Genomic DNA, 22,564 nt, shown 5'->3' on the forward strand with positions numbered 1-22,564 from the left:
TTTTCCTATGGGTGATAGGCGCGGGTGAATGTAACGGAGAGGGAGAAATAAGCACCGCTGGCTTGCACTGTGAGTTTGCCTGCTTGATAGAGGCCCAGTTCAAACATCGGGTTTCTCCATTTAAAGGAGCGATAGCCTTTGTGCTCACGCAGAAACTTGACGATGGGCTTGATCTCATCCCAGACGCCAACAAACACCAGTGGCCAGCTCTCCTTCTCGCTGTTGATACCGTCACCGGTACTCTGCGTATATCCGTCGCCAAATGGGGTTGTTCTCACCACCGGCTCAATGTCGCCTGAGGTGCCAACCCGTGCTGCGAAATTGAATGTTTCTAATTTCATCGGCTCCCCTTGATTGCTCGGCTCAATGTCCCACCCTGGCCCAGACTTTTGTTCAACAACACACGAAAGCGCTGATCGACATAGTTGGCAATATCATTGCCAGCAGACTCGAATCCGCTCGTTGCCTGCACCTGGCTGGAGCCATCGGAACTAATGGTAATATCGACGTTAATCAACGTCTGATTGCCCGCGGCACCATTTGCCTGCACGCCCAGCGAGCCATCCGCACCACGCTTAAGCGGCATGATAGCTTCCGGCCCCGCTTCGCCCATCAGCCCAGCCCCTTTGGCAAACGCAAACATTGTGGGGCTGCTGACCACCTGGCCACTGTAGGAACTCAGGGACGGTGACGAGTAAACGCCGCCCTTGGCGTTGGCGAACATCGGCACTTGCCCCGGATCATTACCGCTGGGTGAGAAGAAACTCATGCCGGCTTTCAGTGCGTTAAACATCGCCATTTTGATCAACATGCTGGATAGGTCGGTTAGGACAGATTTGGCGAAGTCGCCGAAACTGGCTTTGCCTGTGGTGACAAAGTTGGTCAAGGTGCTGGCCATACCGTCAAACGTTCTGGTGGTCACATCTTTCACCTGGCCATAAACGTTACCGGCATCTGCCGCCCAGTCCGTCATGCCCTTCTTCAGCCCAGCGCTGTAATCCCCCTCGATAGCCGCCTTTTCCTGCGCGGCATTACGAACGATATCCAACTGGCGCTGCTGTTCGCTGGCGAGAATGACCGTCTGTTGTACATACTGCTCGGACGCTTTGTCCGTCACTTCCTTGTCCAGTTGCAGGCGGCGCTGATGGAACGACTCCCTGATCTGCTGTTCTGCCACCATCTGATCGTAAGCAGCGGTAGACAGGGTCATCTGCGCATTCTGGTTTGCGTATTCCTGCTGTTTCGCAGCGGTTTCCATCACCATGCTGCGGGTTTGTTCCAATAGTTTTTTGCCAATCTCCCGCTCACGATTGGCTTTCTCCAGTGCCGCGTTTTCTGTCAACTGAGCACGGATCTGATCCTGCATGGACAGAAGGCTTTTTTGCCCGGTTGTCAGCTTCTTGCCCTGCAGGCCGGCAATCTCCTGATCAAAAGCCACCAGCTTTTTCTGCGCATCGCTCAGCTTGTCGGTGTCCTGCGCCTGGGCGCGTAATACCGCGGATTGCTCCCGTAGCTGTTGCAGGCGACGCACGCCTTCACTGTCGCTATAGCCAGCTTTTGTCTTCTCGCCATACTGCTTGTTGATGCCTTTCAACGCCTGCGCGTATTCATCAGCCGACAGCTTGCCGGCCTTATACTGCGCGGTAACCACTCCCGTCAGCCTGGCCTGCTCTTTTTTCGGGTCCGTCCCGGCCTTGATCGCAGCGGCCACCTCGTTTTGCGTCTTGATCAGCTCGCGGGCTTCGTCCTGCTCCTGCTGTTGGCGCTTATACAGCTCATCGGCGGTTTTCTTCATCTCCTCGGCCGGTGCATTGCTGATATCCAGCTTCACACCCTGCGCCAGTGCCTGCGCCTGCGCGGTCTTCATCTGCGCCTGACTGATGATGTCAAACGCGGACGCCACTTCGTTCTTCAGGGATTTCCAGATCGACGTCAGGCCGCCGACGCTGTTTTCCTGCTCGGTGACCTTCCCCTTCACATCATCCAGGTATTTCTGCTGCAGGAGCGCCGTTGCCTCGCTGGTTTTACCCTGGCGTGACAACGTGGCGATATGTTCGATAAACGTGGTATTGAGCTGAACACCCTGATTGGTCAGTGCCTCCAGTGCTTTCAGCGGCTCGCCCTTCAAGCTGGACAACTGCGTGACCAGATCGTCGGAGGACATGCCCAGCTCATTCATCCGGGTCCCGAGTGATGCCACCTCTGTCAGCATGTCACCGCCGAACCCGGCGCCAGCAGCACTGGTTACGGCTTTAACGGCATTTTGGGTGCTGCCGAGGGTCAGGGTCAGCAGTTGCAGATCGTTGACCGTCATAATGGCTTGATTACCGCTCTTCTGCAGGGCTGCGTTGAATCCCTTTGTCTCAGCCTCCGCATTTTGATAAGCGGTATATAACGCCGTCGCACCAGCAACAGCTGCCATAATGCCCAGCCCAACAGGGCCCCCCAGCAACGCCATTGCACTCTTCAGCAGATTGGTGCTAGCTGCGGCTGCCCGGGCAGAGAACGACACTTCCTTATTTGCCGCACTGATTTGAGTCAAAGAGGAAAGCAGGTTGGTTTTACCCTGAGCCTCAGCAATGTCAGCCGCCAATACTGCTTTTGATGCCTGTGCCATCTTGCCTTTGGCACCAACCTCGGCAATGTTAGCTTCACGTACCTGCCGATTAATATCGGCGTACTCTTTTTGGTAACTGACCGACAAGCCGTAAAGCTGATTTTCCTGTGTCTTGGCCGCATAGAATCGCGCCATTTCCTGCGCCTGTTCACGGGATGCCTGTGCTTGCTCTCGGGTACGTTTCGCTGCTTCAAATTGCGCTTGAGCCTGCTGGCGGGCGGATTGCGCTTGTTCAATCTGCCCCTGAGACGCTTTCTTAAACTCAACGGCCGCCTCTTTCGCCGCCTCACGCTGGGCCTCCCAGCCGCTGCTCAACCCTTTAAAACCGGTGAACGTGCGATCGAGCGTCGGAATTAACGCGTTGGCCAGCGTGCTGATCGCGATATTACTACCACCAGCCAGCCCGCTGATCACCGTCCGGAGCTGCTCAAATCCCCCCTGGCTGGCGTTCAGGGCACCACTCAGCGTGTTAAGCTGGCCACCGGTGCGTTTCGCCTGGTTACCAATCTGGTTTAACGCCTCGGTGGTCTTCTGGCTTTCCTGCTGCGCTTTCCCCGTAAAGTTTTTGGACGCACTTTCCGCCGTCCTGAATGAATCGACAATTTGAGATTTAAAACTGGCGGAGTTCAGGTGCAGCGCTACCGCCAGAGTAGCTACATCGGCCATTACATGAGCGCTCGCATAACGGCAGCACACTGTTCATCAACGTCAGATGAAACAGGGGCTGACAAGGTGACGGGGGGCGGAACAGCGGGATCGGACGACGCCTTATCCACCAGCGAATAAAACGCCTCCCAGTGCCGGATAACCGGTGCCGGGAGCGCCATAATTTTTCGTATATCCGGCTCACCGAAGCGATCGGCCAATTGATAAATCAGCCACAGCCACGGTGAGTGGGTCAGTTTTTTTCGGCCTCCTCCAGCGTGCCGTAGCTGTGGCTCTGGATAGCGCGAATTGCATCAAACAATGCTGCGTTATCGTGAGCGGACAACAGCTCAGCCGGTGAAGGCAGATCAGACGCAGGCACTGATTTGCCCTGCTCATCAACCAATGCGGAGAGGATCAACTGAGCACCCAAGAGAGTTGCTGCTTTTTGGTCACTCTCAGTCTGGGCCTTACCCAGTGCTTCGTCATAATCCATCAGTTCACAGACCGTCAGGCGGCGGATATGTACCGGCACGCCAAACAACGTATGGGCAATTGCCGTATTGGCCGATTGAAGTAGCGCATTCTTGAGGCTGAAACTTTTCTTCTGTGACATGAAATTCCCTTATTTAACGGTGATAGTGGCCGCTGCGCTGTTTACGGTGTCGGCCCGTTCAGCAGACAACACCACGCGATACGTACCGGCATCAGCCGCCACAACAGAGTTTTTGGTATAGGTGGCAGCAGTAGCACCGTTAATGTCGGCGCCGTTCTTCTGCCATTGGAATTTAACGGGCTTGCCGTTACTGGAGGTAGCCGCAACAGTCAGGGACAAATTGCCCCCGACCGCCAAATCAGCGTTTTTCGGCTGGGTAGTCACGCTGATCACACCTTTGGGGCCACGGCTCCCCAGGTGTTGCTGTTCTGCTTGCCCTGCACCGTGATCTGAATGACCTCACTCGCGGGCGCGGTGATCTCATTCATTTTCCAGCCGGACAACGAAAGAATGGAGGTTGATGTGCGGCCGTTCGGCAGCTCGACATAGAACTGCACGGTTTCTCGGTTGTCTGCTGCGGTAAGGAATGCCGCAAAATTTTCATCTGCAGGATTATCGATAAATCCAATGGATTTTTCAGCGCCCTCAGGCAGATCGGAAATAAATTGCTTGGTCGTGTCGATCAGCGTGGTGCAGTCAACAAAGCTGCCGGTTTGCCCCATCTCACCGACCGCCTTACAGTTGGTCAGCGCTTTCATGGTGGCGGCGGCTGCCCCGACCGCGCCCCATTTCACAACCGTGCCAGCGGGTAGCATGGCGTATTCTGGCGAAGTTTTATCAGCCATAATTCCTCTCTTAAATGATTGTGGCAGCGGTCGCTACCGGTTTTCGATGCCGTAGCGGAGTTCTGCCGCCAGGATGCGTAACACTTGCGTTTTGTTGTAATCCAATGCCGGACGGATAAACGGATCGGCCACCTGCTTCACCGTGCCGAATTCCTGCGCCAACGCCTTCATGTGATGCTTTTTGCTGGGGCCAACTTTGAAGGTAATCACCGTCAAATAGCGAGGGTCTTGCATGCGGCTTGTGCTGCGGATTTTAATGTCATCCCGCATGTGTGGCCCAGCGCTACTCTCATCAAACCCGGCATGCTGCTTCATGTCCTCCAGCACCGGCTCCAGGGCAGCGCGGCCTGCATCACGCAGCACCTTAACCGCCTCATCCCCCATCGCTTTAAGCTGACGCTCCAGCGCATCAAGGCCGGTGACGTTGATACTGATCATGTCGCGTCCTCCGGGTAACAGATGATGTAATCACGCACCAGTCGGTACTGGATGCTGTTGTTGGTCAGCGTGGTGGCACCTTGCAACATTGTGCCGCGTGTCACCGTCTGAACCGGCCAGCGGCCAATGTGCCCGTGTTGAATGCCTTCCCAATCGACGCAGATAGCCTTATCCAACTCAAGCAGGCGGGCGTAATCGTCGATCACGTACAGCGAAACCTGGAAGCGGCCTTGCACCAGCGCGGTGCTGGCCAGCCCGGTATCAAATTTAGGATCGGTGATTTTTTGGTATGTCACCCCTTCCTGCTCTGGGTCGGGCAACAATAGCGGGTACGCCGGCAGGCTGGTTAATGCCTCCAGCGCCGCTTTGATTTCATACTCGATCATGACGAATATCTGCCTCCGCCGTAATTAACAGCCGATCTGCCTGCGAACGGTCAGGGGCTCGCACGGTAAAAATTCGCTTTTGAAAAACCACCTGCCAGTCAACGGTGATTTCATCACGCGGGCGGAGCGTGAACAGCATGGTTTCCACCACCTGGCCTTGATCCCCGGTACGGATTTTACGGTTAGAAATCGGCTCGGCATCCGCCCAGACCTCTTTCACAAACTCGAAGGATTTCACCGGCGAACCGGTTTGCTCATCGCGAATGGTGACAGGGCGAAAAAGCCCGATGCGAAAACGAAGCTGCCCGGCACGTAGTGATTTCATAGCCCGTAAATCCGATAAGGTTGAAGTAGAGACTCAACGGCCAACGGCAGTTTGGATGCTGATGCTCCGACTACTGCGGCCTCCCGATTGGCATACCAATGCCCGATACAGAGCAGCATGGCTGTACGAACGTCATCATCCAGCAAAAGCCGATCTTCATCGTCCTCATAGCCAGGGTCTGATTTACTGGCGTAGAGCGTGCGGCGGGTATACATCTCAACATGCTTTTTCGCCGCACCAATGAATACGCCAATCAGCTTGTCGTCCACACTGAAATCAAACTCCAGCCGGCAATGCTCTTTCACCAATTCCAGCTCTAACATGGCTCACCTTACTTTTTGGATTTTTTGCCCGCTTCTGGCTGCTCTGGCTGCTCTGGCTGCTCTGGCTGCTCTGGCTGCTCTGGCTGCTCTGGCTGCTCTGGCTGCTCTGGCTGCTCTGGCTGCTCTGGCTGCTCTGGCTGCTCTGGCTGCTCTGGCTGCTCTGCAGGATTGTGTTCTTCCACCAGCTCGGCATAACCTTTTTTGATCAGTTCGCGACCGTGAAGCTCCTGCGTTTCGAATAATTCGCCGTCATTGACCACCCGGCTACCGAATAAAAGCGGTACAAGTGCTTTAACTTTCATGGATATCTCCTGAAAAAGCGGCCCGCGGGCCGCTATACGTTGAAGGAATTAACCGCCAGCGGGTGGGGTAGGAACAGTGAAGGCACCAGTAACGAAGGCTTCCGGACGTTTGACGGCCAGCGCCACACGCTCTTCGCAACGAATCGAGATCATGTTCTTCTCGAAGTCGTCGGCGTTCTCGGTACTGATCACCACGTTGGCCTCTTCACGGTCGAAGAGTTGCGCACCTGCGCTGAATGCGCCGGTCAGGAATTTACCCAGGAACGCGGGGGCTTCCGTTGCCACAACGGGCAGGCCCCAGAGCGTCGGGCCGACGAGCGCTGATGGGTTCGCAAGGATGTAGCGGCCCAGCGTGTCCTTGAGCAGCTCAATTTTGGCCCAGTCGGTGAAATGCAGCACATGGCCCGTTGATGGGAATCGGGCCAACTGGGCCTGTAACATCGCCAGACGCAAATCATCAATGCCGTTTTGCATCGCCACTTCGAACGCCGCTTTATACTTCGACGCCTGCGGCATGATGCCCTCCAGGTGAGCACCGGTACCGTCACCGAACAGAATTTCCTGCTCTTCGACATATTTCAGGCCAAAGCGCAGTTCTGCATCCACCGTCGATTGCAGCTGCGCAAAGTCATCCAGGATCTGCTTGGACGCCTTGAACATGTGCGCCAGGGTGCGAACCGGTGTGATTTTTTCCGCGAACTGGATATCACTGTACGGTTTCGCCGTATTTTCAGGTACGGCGGCGGCTTTGTTGGTAAAGCCGGTTTGCTGCACCCAGTAAATGGTGCTGGAACCCGTTTTGCCTGGTGCGATCAGGTCGCGGATAAACAGACGTTGTTTCGGGGCGGTATCAATCCCCGGCAAGCGCTGCGGCGCCACAATCTGCCCGGGCACATCGGTAGAAATCAGTGCGGCATTTACCGGGATGCTGAGGCGTTGGTTACTTTGAATACCTGAAGCAAAATCCTTCAGGGCAGATGCAGAAATCACCTGCTGACCAACGGATTGAATAACCGCTGCAGCATGGCTTAATGGCATTTGCGCCACATGCTGCTCGAGCTCACCCAGCGCCGACTTCAAGGTTTTTTCTGCTGCCTTCATGGCATTCAGCTCGGTGGCCATTTTATCAACGGCGTCTTTTGTTTCTGCCGATAGCTCGCCGGATTTTTTGGCTTCTTTCAGCGCATCCTCAGCCTTGGCGTTAAATTTACTGGTCGCATCTTCGATAGAGGCGGTGACTTTTTTCAGGATTTCATTTACTTCAGACATAGTTTCTCCAGATTATTGGCATGCCGAAACCAGCCCATTTAATGCGGCGTCCAGTTTGGCTAAGGTTTCAGGGGTTGCTTCGGCAGCGCTCGGCGTACCTTTTTGATCGGTAACAGCGCCCGGCGTGTTACCCGTAAGGGCTTTCAAAAGTTTGCGGCGTTCTGACCGTGGGGTGTTAGCCTTGGCCAGTAAAGAATCCAGCTTGCGCAGAGCCGCTGCGGGTGAATCATCATCACTGGTGACGGAATCGGAAGAAAGCAGGCCGTCCGCCAATCCTTTTTCGATAGCATCACTGCCGCCAATATAGGTTTCGCCATCCATCATCTGCTTGATGGCATCGCTATCGAGACCGGAGCGAGCAGAATAAATATCCGCCATCGCGTTATCGAAGGGCTCCAGATATTCCACCATCGCGCCAAAATCATGGCGGTTGCCTATCGCCACTACCCAGCAGTTGTGGATCATCAGGAACGCCCCACGACCGATCTGAATGTCATCTCCAGCCATCGCAATGATTGAGGCTGCACTGGCGGCCAGCCCCAACACTTTCACGGTCACTTTTCCCTGGTGCTCACGCAGCAAGTTATAAATCGCCAGACCTTCGAACATATCGCCACCAGGCGAATTAATGTTTACGGTGACATCGGCACCATTCATTGACCGCAAAGCGCCCGCAATCCGCTTCGCTGTGACGCCTTCCCCCCAGTAGTCCTGCCCGATAACATCAAACACAGAAATCGTATTATCGTCAGAGGCTGCGGCTTTCAGGCCGCCATTCCAGCGATCGAGCGCTGAGGGTAAGGGTTCGCAGGTGACACCCGCGCAGGGGCGCCCCGCCGGCGCTGCCGGAAGTTGTTTTTTTGTCATGGGGAAGTTGCTCCTACGCCGCTTTTTTCAGCGGTGACTGGTCTTCAGGAATGTCAGGGAAAAGGTAGTTATGAAGCTTGGTAATACTGCTGGCTTGAGCGCCGAGGTTATTCTGTTTCAAATCCTCCAGCGGGGTCAGGTTAAGCTGCACGGTGTAAATATCTCCACCCGGTATTGGCGGCAGATTTTCAAGCCTGCGGACATCGTTGCGGCTCATCCAACCATTTTGCAGCGCGGTAGTGTAATACGCAGAGCGACCGACGCTATCAGCACGCAACAGGCCTTCAACCGAGAATTCAGCAAAATAATCCTCGTCACCATCCAATAGACAGCGTGCGATTTCCTGCTCGATGTTCACCAACAGTGGTCGCAAGGTATTGGTCAGGAATATCAGGTTCATTCCCTCAACGCTTGATGCCCAACTGCTCTGTTTCGTGACATGTCCCACCATAAATGGCGGAACCCGAAACCAGCGGCAAATCTCTTCGATACTGAAGGCGCGGCTTTCCAAAAGCTGTGCCGCCTCTGGATTCATCGTCACGTTTTGGTAGGAAAGTTCGTTTTCCAGCACCATCAACTTACCGGCGTTTTTAGAGCCGATAAACGATTGCAAGCTTTTACGCAGTCGCTCCCGCTGCTCTTTATTCAATGCCGTTTTTGACGATAAAAAACCGGTGCTTTGAAGGCCATTTTCGAAAATCTTGGCAGCGGCTTCATCCACGGCCATTGCAGCGCCGAACACATCGCGGCCAGAGCTCAAAGGCATCATGCCGCATACCCCATCCAGGCCAAAACCGCGAATATGCATCATACGGTCAACGGGGATCACTCGCTTGGCCCCGTTCTCGGTATACGTGTATTCAAGCTTGCCCGTCGGTAAGCGCTTAACCACCATGTTTTGCGGTAACAGCGGGTCCAGTGCCACCAGCTTGCGGCCAATCATTTTCTTTTCAACGAATGCGTTACCCCGCAAACAAATGCTGGCCACCACCAGCAACATGAACCGCGAGGGGGTCATTTCCAGATTGGGACGACGGCACAGCACCTGGTAAGCAGGATGATCCTGAGCAAGCTTGCGGGAGCCATCCGCCTCACGCATATACACTTTTAGCGGCAGTGTGGAGATCGACTCACTGAGCAGGCGAATACAGGCCCAGACAGACGAAAGCTGAATTGCCTTGTCGGCGGTTACCACCTTCCCGCTGCTACTGGTGCCAAACCATTCTTGCCAAAATGTCCCGGTGGTGAGACTGATCGGGACACCCAGCCAATTTAAAAGGGCGCTTTTAACGCGCCCCGGTTGTTTGTTTTTGTCCATCAGATACCCACTATGATCGGATCATCAAAAAAGCCTTCTAAATCGCCGTCGTCTTCCTGTATATCCTCGGCTGCGCCCACGGACATTGCCAACGCAACAACACCGTCTATACGCCCATTGCTGCGGCGCTTGCTGAACACCCGGTTTTCACTTTTATCAGACTCGGTCACGGCGTTGGCCGCATTCCAACGAAGGCAGGGATTAAACAGAATGGTGATTTTCTTATCGATAATGAGTTTTTCTAACAACTCGATAGAGTGTGGCATCCAGAGCCCAGACTCTTTAGATTTACCGAAACCCTGCCCGTGCGGCACAAGAGGAACGGTGATCCCTTCATCTATCAGCTCCGGCTCTAAATAGTCCATGTGGTAGCGGTCAAATGCGATGGACTGCATATCAAACAGCGCCGCCAGCTGGGCGATGCGTTTTGACACTGCGCCATAATCGATAACACTGCCGACGGGGGCGTGAACGTATTCCTCACGGACCCAGGAATCATAAGGAACACGGTCATTTCTGGCCCGGTCGAGCAACGTATCCTTCGGCGTCCAGAACTCAACGAATGCCGTTCTTATCTCCGGGAAATACAGGGAAAGCGCGGTTAAATCGCGTTTGCCGGATAAATCCAGACCGCCATAGCACATCTGGCCCTGCAGCTCGGCAATATCGAACGTCTTTTCACAGGCCATCCAAACATCACCGCCGATCCACGGATTCTCGGCATCGACCCATTCACAGAAGTTAAGGCGCCGCACCAGGCTCTCTTTGGACGGCATACCCCGCGCATCTTCCACCTGCTCGCGTAAATATTCAGGCTGAAATGTCTGCCCCATCGAGGGATTGGCTTTTGCCCAGCATGACTCATCCTTGAAAGGATCGTCGCCTTCATCCAGCGAACAGATAAACGCAAAGAAGGCATCGTTTTTTTTCTGGCCGGCGGCCAACTGCTTGCCGTACTGGTGATACTCATAACAGACGCTGGTTTTATCGTGGCCACTGTTCGTGATCATGAAAATCAGCGCCTGTCTCCGGCCTTTGGTACCGGCACGCATCATCTCGACGGCTTTGTTATCTTTGTGCTCATGCACCTCGTCAATCAGTGCGCAGTGGGGGCGCGGTCCAGACTGGCCATCATCGGAACTGATTGGCCGGAAGAAAGAGCCTGTCTGCAAAAACGCCAGGTTCCATTCTTTTCCTGCACCACCAGAAGGATCGATGCGCTGTGATAATGCTGGCGATTGGTTAACCATCGCTACCGCATCACGAAACAAAATCATCGCCTGGTCTTTTTTCGTCGCTGCCGCGTAGACTTCTGCACGAGGCTCTTTATCAGCCATCAGGCAATACAGCCCGATACCCGCTGAAAGGGGCGATTTTCCCGATCCTTTACCCGACTCGACATACGCCGTGCGAAAGCGGCGGGAGCCGTTCGCCCTTTTCCATCCAAAAATGGAGCCGACGACGAAAGCCTGCCAGGGTAGAAGAATGAAGGGCGCACCTTCATGCTCGCCGCCATTCAGCTTGAGCACTTTGGCGAAGAAGTCGATCACACGACTCACAGCTTCAACATCCCAGTGAAGGCCCCGGCTTTCCCCCTCAGCTAAATCATTAAGGTGACGCTGGCAGGCATTGCGTATGTCGGGACCGGCAATGGTCCTGCCCTCGGTGACATCCAGGGCATACTGCGTTGCCAGATCAGGTGCCGAAGAATTCGTCGAGCGGGTCCGTTTCTTTTTTTCCACCATTTACATTTACCTTTGACCTGGCCGCTGGCGTCAGACCAAATTCCACCAAATAACTTTTGAAGCGACGATCCGCATCCGCCAGCATGGATACTGCAGGGTTGGCCTTAATCAGAAATCCGCCCTCGGTTTGCACCGTATAGGTGCGGCCTTCATCAGTGATCGTATTTCTCAGTTGGAGGATATCGGCGTAAATGTCACAAAGCCGCTCGAGCGCGAAAGTATCTGCAACGGTCAAAATGCCCATGCCATCGAGAAGAACGGTCATCCGCCCCCAGGCTGTTTTCCCCCAGTCGGTGAGATGCGCCGGAGGGCTGGGAATTTCGCGGGCCGGCATCGGCTCTTTATCATTAAGTTTTCTTTTGCCCGGGTTACCCGTCACCAATTTTAATTTGGTCGGTTTCGGGCGACGACCGGCCATGGAAACCTCCCATAAGGCAAGAACAATTATTAATTACAAGTGAAATTAGTACGCATGAAATAATTAACTTTTAAGCGCAAAATCACTCCAGAAAAAAACTTTTCATTTCGCGGTTCTGCACACGAATGACTAGCGGCGGTCTTTAAAAGCGAGAGGGGTGAACTCTTACCCCGCCCCTCCCCATCGTGTTCAAAACCCGCTATCAGCGGCTCCAGTGCGACGCTGGGTCAAGCGGCAGGCCATCGGGCGTGCACCCTATTACCTTGCCTGTCTTCTCCATACGCTGCTTTGTGGAGTCATGGTGAGGTTTGCAGAGACCTTGCCAGTTCTTGCGGCTCCAGAATAGGTGCTGGGCCTTCTTCATTTCCTCTGGCGTCTTCGCTTCTTTCATTCGGTGCGGCTCTATGTGGTCGACCACAGTCGCCGCTTCAATACGGCCCATCTGCTGACACATGACGCACAGAGGATTGGCACGCAAGAAAACCAAGCGTTCAGCCTGCCACTTGCTGCCATACGGCTTCTTGTTGCTCATGAGTACCTCCAATAGAAAAACCAACAGCAAGGTCTAAGCAAAGAGCGCTAACTACCAGGCAATAAAAAACCCGCCGCAGCGGGTCCTGTTACCTTAGCTGGCCATCTACAGCCATCTAATAGGTTTACTTATTCTGCATCCATATATGCCTGGATAGCTTCGGCTAATGTCGCAACCTCTTGGGCTGCGTACTTCAAATCATTTTCGACCTTGTCACTTCTAATGCAAGCGGTTTGAGCCGCCGCAGAAGCTTTTGCAACTTCTAACGCTGCATTCATCGCAATAATTCTTTTGTGTTGTTCGTCAGATACTCTGTTATCTGTTGACTTGAAATAACCTTGCAACATAAAACCTCCTTATGTAATCGGAGATTTAAGATTACCCCTATGTTTTTCAAGATTAAAGGAATATCTATAGCATTATCGATGGCACTCATTGAATACCATCTGTAATGCTAATCAGAACTGCAGGAGCCTGAATCGTTGCAGCCACTATCCGAACTGTTGGTGCTGTAATCATTACTGTAATCAGCACCAACGAATACCGGGCTTAGTGGGTTGAGAGGGTTCAGTAGGTCACTGCCAGTTCCAGCAGCACTCTGTTCTTCCCTACGGCGGCGCTCTTCTTCCTGACGGCGACGGCGTTGCTCATAGAAATATCTGCTCATGGTTTCTTCCTTTCATCATCAAGCTGACGAATAGCCAGCAGTTGGTTGTTCGCCTTATCGATGGCAGCAAGCAACGGGTCAATCCACAATACCGCCTGGCAATAGGTCAGCGTGTTGGCGGCAGTGGTGCCAGCACTGGCTGTGTTAGCGTTGGCGGTATTGCCTGGCATTGCGCCGGAACGTAGACGGTTCGTGTAGTCGAGCAACCCACCAGCAATAACGGCAGGCACAGCCAAATCGCACGTAGGCTGATTCTTGAGGATTGTCCGGTATTCAATTTCTTTCCCCTGGGTGGCCACGTCGGTATTAATGCCGTACTGGCTCGCTGCGTTACTGATAGCGTTGGCGCGTTGAAACAGAAACGCCTGGGCGGCAATGGTAGCTGTCTGCAGGTTGTTATCGCTTTGAAGCTGCTCAACCTTCCCACCAGCCGTTACAGCGTTACCGTGGAAGTGAAACGCCAGCCATGCCAGCGTGATGAATATGACCAGCAGAGCAGCACCAATAGCTGCCGTTAATCGGTTCATTATTAGCCCCAGCTGCAGATTTCACGTTCAACCTCACGGCGGTTAATCAAACCCTTCCAGACCTTTCCACCAGCTTTATTCCATCGGCGCATTTCGTCACAAGCTCCCGAACTGTCACCAGCATTGAGTTTTTTCAGCAGTGTGGAAGATTCAAACGCTTTGACGCCGACGTTGTAGCTGAAGCTGATAAGTGCCGCTTTCTGATATTCACTGGCTGGCACCTTCACAGACCGGTCTACAGAACGGGCGAAAGGAATAAGGTCTTTATCCAGCATCACTTTGCATTCAGCTTTGCTGTAAGTTTTGCCGGGGATAATATCGGCACCCGTATGGCCATAGCAGACAGTCAGCACGCCAACTACATCGCGGTAAGGTCTGTATTCGACTCCTTCCAGTGAAGGAATAAGCACCGCAGCAATAGCCAACGCTCCACCACCGACAGCACCAATGATTTTCTTTCTTAGCTGTGGATTCATGGTTTCACTCACTCATCGCTTTATATGCAGCTTTTGCACGCTCTTTGTCATACCCGACGGCGGTCAGTTTATTAACCAGCTTGCGCTTGTAGTACCAATTCACACCGGCAGTAAACACAGCAACCAGTATCCCCACCAGCACGGCCCAATCCTGTAGGGTCATTGCTCCCGTCGCTGCCAGTAGTGACGCAACCCAATACGAAAGCTGTGAACTGTATTTATCCATCCTCATAACCTCCCCCTGCCGGGGCTGTGCCCGATCGTCGGGTGGTGGAAACAAAAAGCCCCGGCAAATGCCAGGGCGACTTAGTTACTCGGGAAGATTTCCCGCTGTGTTTGTTCGAATCTGTCTGGTTCCAACTCAACCCCCAACCCAATGCGGCCCAGCTTGATAGCCGCCTTAATCGTTGAGCCGGAACCCATGAAGAAGTCAGAAACGACATCACCTGGGCGACTGCTGGCACTGATGATGTGCTCCATCATTTCAGCGGGCTTTTCGCATGGATGTTTACCGGCGTAGAAAGCCACCGGCGAATAAGTCCAAACGTCGGTATAAGGCACCGCAGCAGTTACAGTGAAGGTACGCCGCAATGATTTATATTCCTGGCACAAGTCCAGATATTCGCGGTTGAGAGTTTTGTATTCCCTTACCAGCTCATGATGGGGGCGATTCAACCCACCAGCCTGATGCTTCTCATTGGCTATGCGGTCAAATAGTGCCTGAAGCTTGTGATATTGCTCTTCGCTCGGTAGCTGCCACTGACTCTCACTAAACCAATGGCTGGCCATCTGCTTACCGGTAGCCGCGTTAATCTCTTTGGATGTAACACCAAGAGACTGCCGGGCGGATTTGAAGTATTTGATGAGAGGCTTGAATACGTTTTGCTTCAGCTCGGTGCATTTGACCGCGTAGCCATCCACCTTCTGTTGTATCGGCCCTGCATAATGACCGGCGAAAATGATCCGCTCGGTAGAAGGGAAAAATGCGCGTAGCCCTTCTTTATGCTGACGTCTCCATGCACCTGACGGTTTCGCCCAAACGATATGGCTCAGTACGTCGAACCTCTGGCGAACTAACAGCTCAGTATCAGACGCCAACCGGCTACCGCAGAACATGTAAAGACTGCCGTTAGGCTTGAGCACCCGCCAGAACTCCACCAGCAATGAATCCAGCCAGGCTAAATATTCTGCCTCGGTCTTCCATTGGTTATCCCAGTCGCAAGACTTCACCCGGAAATAAGGCGGGTCAGTGGCAATCAGGTCGATGCAGTCATCAGGCAGGGTTTTGATGTATTCGAGTGTGTCAGCGTTGACAAGACTTGTGCTGGATATCATAAGCGCCCTTGTTTGATAGGCTCGTCCTGCTGTTAGCAGCACGGGCAAAGGTTCGCTTGTGACCATTGGCATGAGCAACTGGTGGACAGGGTGTTACCTCACCCTTCCGCCGCCCACTTCACAAACATTAAGGCGAAGCACCATCCACCAGATACCGACTCAACCCCTCAGCTGGGGCACCTGTTAATTTTGGATGGCACTTCGCTTTAACTTTTTCATAAAAAAGGCCACCCGAAGGTAGCCTGATTGTCTATCTATAAAATTTTAAATTTCTTGGTAAACCGGTTGGAAAGCTTCGCACCACTGCCGCAAGGTCGATGCTCTTCTCTTCATGGTCGTAGTGCTCAAAGACAAGCACTTTTCCATTAGGAATGTTTCAGCAGTTTCAGCCTGAACACCTTTGAGGTTTTTGGCGTTACTCCACCTGATCCAAGCCCACCCGCAATGGCTTGCTTCAAAACTTCTTGCCGCTATTTTGAGTCTTGATTCACTAGAAGACTCAGCTAGCTGTTGGCCTAAGGCAGCAATGGAACCATTTGAATTCAAGAAACCCAGGATTTTTGCGGCATGAATGTAATAAAGAATATGACGTTCATCTAGCCCGGTTGATTCAAGATTCAAATATTCATCTTTATATTTAAGCTCTACAATTTTAAAAACCTGCTCAATAATATTTGCTTGTGGAACTTGATAACCACCTACGAACTCACTTGCAAGTTTAGCCAATCCATTAATATATATTAACGCATTAGGTTTACTGAGTACAAAAATCAAATCGTCCGTACTATTGCTTTTCAACTCCATTGTCGTGCTTGTTTCGATTACACTCTGAAACAACGCTTCGATCATATGCACATCTATATTATTATTTTTTATGTAAGGGATAATATCCCTTTTATACAAGATGAGATCGTTAAGCCCTTTGAAGAGTGGTTCGAAATGCTCGAGCTTTTCAGCTTGAAAGGATAGTGCGAATGAGCCAGGCCTTCCAGATATAGGCGTCATCACATCTACTTTTCCAGCAGCTTCTAATATTGAGTTATATAAATCATTAAATTTTTCGAATACTTTAGATACACCATTAAGTACTAAAGGCTCTTTATTGCTTTTAGCACTTCTTTCTATATGAATCTCATGGGTCGAAAACTGCACCTCTGCGCCCAACTTACCAGTATCTAGAACTGGGGTTACCCCACTGATGAAGAGTCCCGGTTTAGGAAGCTTTATCGTTGTCGCTATACTTTGAGACTCTCTCGGAAGAAACTCCGTCTCCTCCGAATCATCATACGGAATGTTTACTTGGTAATAAGAGCGCTGCTCTTGATAAGACAGCACCGCATGAATATCTATTCTCTTACGCTCTAGATGCTCTAGTCTGTCTTTGGATATTGGGATCAAAAACCATTTATCATAGTCATCATCATCCCCAATCCAATAGACAACAAAAAGCCCTCCAACTTCGTTGGATACGGAAAAAAACCGAGGCTCTTCGAAAAATTCATATATGTTTTTTATATATAAAGAACCAAATCGCGTGTCGGACAAGAATAAGTTACTCATTTATTCAGCCCTCTAGTACATGAAAAAACCTCATGTATCTGAGAATTCAATTTTATCCATAAAGTATGATGAAAAGGATCGGAAAAGGTCTTCATCATTTTTCCATTTTCTGCGCATACTGTGCCTTTTGCAACATACCTCTGACCAGTCCCCTCAGGGAACTTATCAAACGCATTAACTACTGCGCTTTCTTCTGTATAGACAGAAACACCGTAGCAACATTTTAGTTCAAATCCGCTGAATTTTTTCAGTCTATTAGGTTTCTCTTTATACATGCTTAAGAAGCACCCCTGCAGTGGTGGGTTGCTCTTCACAATACGAAAGAACTCGCCTTCAGCATCCTTTGCTTCTTTTGGCGGAACATGCTGAGGGAAATAATTAGGATATTCATTATTCACCTGCGAAACATTTTCTTCTTTTTTAACTGTCATATTCTTCGCTCTTCAAACCATTCAAACTGCCAAGTTCAACGTGAGCTTAAAATTACCGTCCGTTGGCATCGTAGCTGAATATAACAGACACTTTCGAACCAAGACATACTGTAAATTAACACAGACACACTGAAAAATTACCATTTTTGGTCAAATACCAGTATGTAGTTGTTATCGTTCATTTCTGACACAACATATCGAAGATCATTAATTATCTAAAAATGAAAAACCCGCTCAATGGCGGGTCATTCTGTTGCATCGCTTGATGGTACAGCTTCGCGAAAGCATACCTGTATTATGCATTTTCTTTGGCTATTTTCAAGTTATTTTTGCAAGATTCTTCATTTTCGATGCAGATAGCCGCACGAACGGCGAAGAACACCGAAGAATTGAATATTTCAACGCACCAGCGCACCCTGTCATCCACCTGGTCGCGTGTCAGCCACGGGGCGTAATGATTTTGCATATAGCGACCAAGTACCGACACAGTGTTGTTGCGGCCCGTGTAGAACAACTTGCCTATCACATAGACCGGGTTGTCATGCTTCATCGAGGCCAGCACCGCTTTTTCCATGAAGTCGCATTCCTCCCCTGCATCAGCAGCCACCAGCATTGATTCCAGAGAGCGTTGAGGCCAGAGGATGGTGGTTGCCTTCTTCAACTGCTCTTCACCGCGATAGCCGAGTTTGCGCAGGTCTACCATCACCTTCACAATCCGCGCCGCGCTTTCATCGTCCCACTGCTCAGGCATGATTTGCCCCCATACACCGCCGCCACCGCTGCACTTCAATTTCCCGTCGGTATTGCCGCCGTACATATCGCCCCAGGCATTCAATAAGGAGGTGATCCACAATGTTTGTAGGCGGGTCAGTCGTTTGAATTTACCCAGGTATTGTTTCCGCGTAACCCTGGAAACAGTTGTCCATGAGTTATGCGTTAACGCTCTTTTCTGTTGGGGGGTCATCATGCTGCCTTCTCCTGCTTCAATGCCTTGCGCTTGGCTTTATATGTGTCGCGGATACGTTCGTAGTCACTGCGGGTTAACTTGCCAACCTTCGGCGGTGGGCCTATCAGCCGGTCAAATCTCGCCTGACCTATCTTGGCTATCAGGTTAGGCCGGTATTCACTCAGGTTCGCTGATTTGAAGTTGTTACAGACCGAGCACTGCTTATGGCAATTATCTTCATCAAAGCGCAGCTCTCGATTGCTCCCCACTGTGCGGTAATGCCCGGCGTGATATTGGCCTTCGTGGTGGCGGCCACAGCTGATGCATGGCTGGTCGGCGTCACGTTCACGGATGTAGGCGTTAAATTCGGTCTGTGCCAGGTTGATGAAATACTGCAACGGCTTAACGGCAAGCTTGCGAATCTTCAACTTGGCTTTGCGTTCCCTTTCAGCCTGACGCTTACGTGCGTCACGCTGGTATGCCATAGCACAGAGAGGGCCGCAGACTTTCTGCAGGTACTTCTCCGGCGTGAATGTCGTTCCACACTGAGCGCAAACTTTGTCCTTGTACTGCTTGGGCTTAGTTGGCTTTTTCATTTTTTCCCTCACGGTGGAATATCCACTCGTAGACTTCTGAGCCGTTAAGCAGCAGATCGTTGAAGTCGCCGGATTTAGGCCAGCGGACTGAGACTTGTTGGAGATCGTTTTTTGCCAAGAGATTGGCACGAGCACATTCAAAGGCGGCGGCATGGCCCGTAGCAGATGCGTCAGCGTCGGCGAAGATGATCAGGCGCTGTACGCCACGGGGTACGCGGAACTTTTTCATGAAAGTGGCGTTCAGCGTCGCCCAGGTGTTGCACTGGGTTATTTGGTGGCAGGAAAGCGCGGTCTCTATACCTTCTGCGATACCTAACGTTGCAGACGGTGGAAACATACGAATGGCAACAGAGGTGGCGTGTTCAAGGTAGCTGTCCTCTTGCAGTCGCATCATTTTCTTCGGTGCGCCAGCAACGGTGGCTTTCTGGTCGCCGTCCAACAGGGTGCGGTGCAAGTAGCACAGTTCGCCCTTGTCGTCCGTTGCCAATGCATAGATAGACTGGTATTCGCCACCGGCAGCGCGTTGACGATCGCAATAACGCACGTTCTCGATCGGCAGGCTGGTGATGCCACGTTGCTTTAGATAGCGGTCAGCGCCGGTACCGCGTAACCCTGTTAACCCTGCAAACTTGCAACTGACGCGTTGCCGTTGGGAGGCTATACCAGAAGAAGGGCCACCAGCCTGATAGCTCTCTTCCGGTGAATATGTGCGCCCCACCAGCTTATCGACCTCTGACGCAAGCGTTTTGAAATCCTTCCCTGTAGCGCCGGTTAACAACGCCCAGCCGTCACCTGCACCGCATGAGCAAATGTACGAACCTGTGCCGTTCTTGTCGTCGCAACGGAACTTGCCCTTACGCCCACACAGCGGGCATTCCCCTTTAAAATGTTTTTTGCCGGTAATCGGTGGTAAGCCGTAGAAGTCGAATATTTTTGACCAGTGACCTATAGCTGCCTGTTTGGTATTCATGCGGCTTTCCCCTGCTTAGATTTTGCGTAGGCAATCTGTGTTGATTTAATGAAGTTGCTCACCACCGGCGTGATAGCCATTGGCGTTCTGTGCAGCCCGTTGGGCCATGTGTCGAATTTTTTGCGGTAGACGTGCGAGCACCAGCCATCGCTAACAGGTTTGCCCTGTGCGCTGCGGGTGCGTTGGTAATAGAGAATTTGACTCCACCAGGCTTGTTTCACCTCTTTAGTGATCAGCTCCTTGGTCTGCTTAACTTTCTTGAGGCTACGGGTTTTGTCAGTGTCGATGTCTTCACCAGCGATCGGCTTGAAACCACATTTCGGGCAGATGTAAATGCCGACCGGTTTCACGTAATGACATTGGGTACATTCTTTCGGCAGGCGTTCCGGCTGTTCGGTTCTTACTACGCGGGCCGGGGCATCTTCCATACCATCCGAGGTGGCTGGCAGGTAGTCATATTCGATATCGTCGGGGTAGCCCATCTGATGGACGGTGCCGGTATGATCGAAGATGATGCAATGATCTTTCCCTGGTGCAGGTCGAAGGCCACGGCCCAGTATCTGTATCCAGCGGATTTCTGATTTAGTCGGCCGGGCAAAAATGATGCAGCGGACGTCACTGTCAAAGCCAGCCACCAGCACCCCAACGTTGATGATGATCTTAGTGATGCCCTGTTCAAAGCGGCTGATCGTCAGTTGGCGCTCTTCATGGGGTGTTGATGCCGTCATAACTTCAACCATTACACCTGCCCGGCTGAATTCAACGGTCACGTAATTGGCGTGGGCCACGTTGACGCAGAAACAGATCGTCGGGCGGTCTTCGCCGTTCTCCAGCCAGTTCTTGACGATATCGCCCACCAACGTCGGGTCACTCATGACCTCGCCGGATTGCGTTTCGTTATAGTCCCTGCCATAGCCTGCTTGTACCGACGTTTTCACATCGCTCATGTCAGGGTGTGACGGTGCGTAAAATTCGTATTTGCTGAGTGCGCCAATTGCGATCAGCTCTTTCATCGTGGTCGGCTTGATCAGCTTCTGGTAATACGTCCCCAGCCAAGCCGAAAACGGGGTACCCGATAAGCCGATAACCTTCACGTCGGTGTTGGTCGTCAGGTGGTCGATAATTTCCAGAATCTTTTTGCGCTTCAGGTGGGCTTCATCAATGATCAGCAGATCGATGTTTTCCGGGAAGTCACGACGGATAAGCGTATCGGCAGAGGCAATTTGAATAAGGCGGCTCGGGTCATAGGCCGGGTGGTCACGCCAGATATAACCAATCTCTTCTGCTGGCAAGCCGTATTCAATAAAGCGGTTAGCAGTCTGGTCAAGCAGGACGGTATACGGGGCCACAAACATTATGCGCATGTTGCGACTGATGAACCCGCTGGCGATAAGCGCAGCGATTGCCGTTTTGCCGAACCCTACCGGCGCATACATCATGAATGAGTCGTGTTGCTTCCATGCCGAGCGCAGCATATTCAGTGCAACAATCTGTTTTTCGCGTGGCTGGATGGTAAGCATCATCGTTTCATTCCTCGTTTTATCGTCTAGCCGTCTAAATTTCCGTTTGGCGCTTTTTAACAACTCGATCCCTTAAAGATCTTCCCTCTGGTAAAGCCTGTTCCTGCCCCCACACCCCAACCCGATCACCCCCCTTTCCCCCCTCTTACCCTTCCCCTCTCCCCCGTTTAAAAAAAAACCGTTAAAAATTTTCATGCCACTTTCCCGTTCTGCCCCACCAGCGGTGGCGCTGTTGTTAATCCCTGACCTGCCCGTGAATACCGTTCGACGTAGGTTCTGAGCCGTGTATTCGCTGCCCTGCGGCCCGCGTTGTCTTGCTGGTATGAAACCTCTGCGAGGTCAAATGCAGCCTGGTAAGCCTCCGCGTATGCGAGCGCAATCTTTCCGCGTTGCGCAGGCGGTAACATGCCAAGCTGTTCTTGAATCCATAAGGCATCCTCACGGCAAAACACCGTGGGCATGACGGTTCGAACAAACGTTGCAGACTGCATACGCTTACCTCACGGGTTTAGGTTCCTCTGCGGGGCAGAACACGCTGTAAAGCAAGATGACGTGCTCCTGGAACGTTGCCATCAGGCGGTGGGTGTTCTCGTCCAGCGCCTGACGTTCAACGTCGTCAATCTCGCCGTCTTCAGTGAATTTGCGGACTAATTCGGAGTGCTTGCCGATGTACTCGATAGCTTCCATCAGCTTGCTGTTGATATCGTCGCGATCGACGTCTTCCACCTTCGGCAGAGGTACGTTCACGCTGTGCGATTGACGGGATACAGCGTCGGCAAAGTGGGTATTTCCACCAGCACGCTGCAACACCATGAACCAGCCAATCGGAAAAATTTGATTGCTGTTTGGGCGAAGACGGTTAAACAGCGCGTCCTCAGTAACTCCAAGCCAGTTAGCTGCCTCTGCATAACCGCCAGGCAGACCAGTGATAATTTTACGGGCGGCACTGATCACCCATTCAGGCTGTTTCTCTGCCTGCCAATCCGGCGCTTTTTGCTGTGACACAGTTG

Annotated in this window: 28 protein-coding genes; all 28 read right to left on the reverse strand. The window is 52.1% G+C overall.

The window, feature by feature from the left end:
* Nucleotides 1-5 precede the first annotated feature (5 nt).
* On the reverse strand, nucleotides 6-341 hold the full coding sequence (locus AAZT04_RS15175) for a phage tail protein (RefSeq protein ID WP_115058228.1): 336 nt from the start codon (nucleotides 339-341) through the stop codon (nucleotides 6-8).
* Nucleotides 338-3,283, reverse strand: coding sequence for a phage tail tape measure protein (locus AAZT04_RS15180; RefSeq protein WP_434680723.1), 2,946 nt, complete (start codon nucleotides 3,281-3,283; stop codon nucleotides 338-340). Before AAZT04_RS15180 ends, AAZT04_RS15175 begins: the two co-directional genes overlap by 4 nt.
* 232 nt (nucleotides 3,284-3,515) lie before the next feature.
* Nucleotides 3,516-3,878 (reverse strand): phage tail protein, encoded by a 363-nt coding sequence (locus AAZT04_RS15185; protein WP_434680725.1) that lies wholly within the window; start codon nucleotides 3,876-3,878, stop codon nucleotides 3,516-3,518.
* 9 nt (nucleotides 3,879-3,887) lie between these two features.
* The gene (locus AAZT04_RS15190; protein WP_434680727.1) at nucleotides 3,888-4,142 is read right to left on the reverse strand and encodes an immunoglobulin domain-containing protein; all 255 of its coding nucleotides are present in this window, start codon (nucleotides 4,140-4,142) and stop codon (nucleotides 3,888-3,890) included.
* A 5-nt stretch (nucleotides 4,143-4,147) separates the two neighbouring features.
* On the reverse strand, nucleotides 4,148-4,603 hold the full coding sequence (locus AAZT04_RS15195; protein ID WP_262240937.1) for a phage tail protein: 456 nt from the start codon (nucleotides 4,601-4,603) through the stop codon (nucleotides 4,148-4,150).
* Nucleotides 4,604-4,636: 33 nt separating this feature from the next.
* The gene (locus AAZT04_RS15200) at nucleotides 4,637-5,041 is read right to left on the reverse strand and encodes an HK97-gp10 family putative phage morphogenesis protein (protein WP_434680729.1); all 405 of its coding nucleotides are present in this window, start codon (nucleotides 5,039-5,041) and stop codon (nucleotides 4,637-4,639) included.
* Nucleotides 5,038-5,427 carry a hypothetical protein gene (locus tag AAZT04_RS15205; protein ID WP_434680731.1) on the reverse strand — a complete coding sequence of 130 codons (390 nt, stop codon included), beginning with the start codon at nucleotides 5,425-5,427 and terminating at the stop codon, nucleotides 5,038-5,040. The genes AAZT04_RS15200 and AAZT04_RS15205 overlap by 4 nt, the downstream gene beginning before the upstream one ends.
* A complete protein-coding gene (locus AAZT04_RS15210) occupies nucleotides 5,414-5,752 on the reverse strand; it encodes a phage head closure protein (protein ID WP_262017307.1) in 339 nt (112 codons plus the stop codon). The genes AAZT04_RS15205 and AAZT04_RS15210 overlap by 14 nt, the downstream gene beginning before the upstream one ends.
* On the reverse strand, nucleotides 5,749-6,075 hold the full coding sequence (locus AAZT04_RS15215; RefSeq protein WP_434680733.1) for a head-tail connector protein: 327 nt from the start codon (nucleotides 6,073-6,075) through the stop codon (nucleotides 5,749-5,751). The genes AAZT04_RS15210 and AAZT04_RS15215 overlap by 4 nt, the downstream gene beginning before the upstream one ends.
* A gap of 8 nt (nucleotides 6,076-6,083) precedes the next feature.
* Nucleotides 6,084-6,377, reverse strand: a complete 294-nt coding sequence (locus AAZT04_RS15220; protein WP_434680736.1) for a hypothetical protein — start codon at nucleotides 6,375-6,377, stop codon at nucleotides 6,084-6,086.
* Between the two features lie 48 nt (nucleotides 6,378-6,425).
* Nucleotides 6,426-7,646 carry a phage major capsid protein gene (locus AAZT04_RS15225; protein WP_434680738.1) on the reverse strand — a complete coding sequence of 407 codons (1,221 nt, stop codon included), beginning with the start codon at nucleotides 7,644-7,646 and terminating at the stop codon, nucleotides 6,426-6,428.
* Between the two features lie 12 nt (nucleotides 7,647-7,658).
* Complete coding sequence (locus AAZT04_RS15230) at nucleotides 7,659-8,513, reverse strand: head maturation protease, ClpP-related (protein ID WP_434680740.1); 855 nt, start codon at nucleotides 8,511-8,513, stop codon at nucleotides 7,659-7,661.
* Between the two features lie 13 nt (nucleotides 8,514-8,526).
* Nucleotides 8,527-9,831, reverse strand: a complete 1,305-nt coding sequence (locus tag AAZT04_RS15235) for a phage portal protein (protein WP_262017303.1) — start codon at nucleotides 9,829-9,831, stop codon at nucleotides 8,527-8,529.
* Nucleotides 9,831-11,576, reverse strand: coding sequence for a terminase large subunit (locus AAZT04_RS15240; protein ID WP_434680742.1), 1,746 nt, complete (start codon nucleotides 11,574-11,576; stop codon nucleotides 9,831-9,833). Before AAZT04_RS15240 ends, AAZT04_RS15235 begins: the two co-directional genes overlap by 1 nt.
* Nucleotides 11,527-11,994: a phage terminase small subunit P27 family gene (locus tag AAZT04_RS15245; protein ID WP_411226710.1), complete on the reverse strand. Its 468-nt coding sequence runs from the start codon at nucleotides 11,992-11,994 to the stop codon at nucleotides 11,527-11,529. Before AAZT04_RS15245 ends, AAZT04_RS15240 begins: the two co-directional genes overlap by 50 nt.
* Before the next feature lie 202 nt (nucleotides 11,995-12,196).
* A complete protein-coding gene (locus AAZT04_RS15250) occupies nucleotides 12,197-12,526 on the reverse strand; it encodes an HNH endonuclease signature motif containing protein (protein WP_020828223.1) in 330 nt (109 codons plus the stop codon).
* A gap of 128 nt (nucleotides 12,527-12,654) precedes the next feature.
* Nucleotides 12,655-12,873: a hypothetical protein gene (locus AAZT04_RS15255; RefSeq protein WP_020828224.1), complete on the reverse strand. Its 219-nt coding sequence runs from the start codon at nucleotides 12,871-12,873 to the stop codon at nucleotides 12,655-12,657.
* A 316-nt stretch (nucleotides 12,874-13,189) separates the two neighbouring features.
* A complete protein-coding gene (locus AAZT04_RS15260; RefSeq protein ID WP_434680745.1) occupies nucleotides 13,190-13,720 on the reverse strand; it encodes a hypothetical protein in 531 nt (176 codons plus the stop codon).
* Nucleotides 13,721-13,722: 2 nt separating this feature from the next.
* A complete protein-coding gene (locus AAZT04_RS15265) occupies nucleotides 13,723-14,196 on the reverse strand; it encodes a lysozyme (RefSeq protein WP_434680747.1) in 474 nt (157 codons plus the stop codon).
* A gap of 4 nt (nucleotides 14,197-14,200) precedes the next feature.
* A complete protein-coding gene (locus AAZT04_RS15270) occupies nucleotides 14,201-14,422 on the reverse strand; it encodes an HP1 family phage holin (RefSeq protein ID WP_249921499.1) in 222 nt (73 codons plus the stop codon).
* Nucleotides 14,423-14,502: 80 nt separating this feature from the next.
* Nucleotides 14,503-15,531, reverse strand: coding sequence for a DNA-methyltransferase (locus tag AAZT04_RS15275; RefSeq protein WP_434680750.1), 1,029 nt, complete (start codon nucleotides 15,529-15,531; stop codon nucleotides 14,503-14,505).
* A 264-nt stretch (nucleotides 15,532-15,795) separates the two neighbouring features.
* Nucleotides 15,796-17,091, reverse strand: coding sequence for a DUF6575 domain-containing protein (locus AAZT04_RS15280; protein ID WP_434680752.1), 1,296 nt, complete (start codon nucleotides 17,089-17,091; stop codon nucleotides 15,796-15,798).
* Nucleotides 17,088-17,522, reverse strand: coding sequence for a hypothetical protein (locus AAZT04_RS15285; RefSeq protein ID WP_434680754.1), 435 nt, complete (start codon nucleotides 17,520-17,522; stop codon nucleotides 17,088-17,090). Before AAZT04_RS15285 ends, AAZT04_RS15280 begins: the two co-directional genes overlap by 4 nt.
* Before the next feature lie 295 nt (nucleotides 17,523-17,817).
* Nucleotides 17,818-18,489 (reverse strand): hypothetical protein, encoded by a 672-nt coding sequence (locus tag AAZT04_RS15290; protein WP_434680756.1) that lies wholly within the window; start codon nucleotides 18,487-18,489, stop codon nucleotides 17,818-17,820.
* The gene (locus tag AAZT04_RS15295) at nucleotides 18,486-19,064 is read right to left on the reverse strand and encodes a recombination protein NinG (RefSeq protein WP_434680758.1); all 579 of its coding nucleotides are present in this window, start codon (nucleotides 19,062-19,064) and stop codon (nucleotides 18,486-18,488) included. The genes AAZT04_RS15290 and AAZT04_RS15295 overlap by 4 nt, the downstream gene beginning before the upstream one ends.
* On the reverse strand, nucleotides 19,048-20,034 hold the full coding sequence (locus tag AAZT04_RS15300) for a toprim domain-containing protein (protein ID WP_129941338.1): 987 nt from the start codon (nucleotides 20,032-20,034) through the stop codon (nucleotides 19,048-19,050). The genes AAZT04_RS15295 and AAZT04_RS15300 overlap by 17 nt, the downstream gene beginning before the upstream one ends.
* Nucleotides 20,031-21,554: a DEAD/DEAH box helicase family protein gene (locus AAZT04_RS15305; RefSeq protein ID WP_434680813.1), complete on the reverse strand. Its 1,524-nt coding sequence runs from the start codon at nucleotides 21,552-21,554 to the stop codon at nucleotides 20,031-20,033. Before AAZT04_RS15305 ends, AAZT04_RS15300 begins: the two co-directional genes overlap by 4 nt.
* A 495-nt stretch (nucleotides 21,555-22,049) precedes the next feature.
* Nucleotides 22,050-22,559, reverse strand: a complete 510-nt coding sequence (locus AAZT04_RS15310) for a YmfL family putative regulatory protein (protein WP_020828236.1) — start codon at nucleotides 22,557-22,559, stop codon at nucleotides 22,050-22,052.
* Between the last annotated feature and the right edge of the window lie 5 nt (nucleotides 22,560-22,564).

The organism is Serratia sp. Je.1.23.a (genome assembly GCF_051129805.1).
GTDB classification, from domain to species: Bacteria; Pseudomonadota; Gammaproteobacteria; order Enterobacterales; family Enterobacteriaceae; genus Serratia; species Serratia liquefaciens.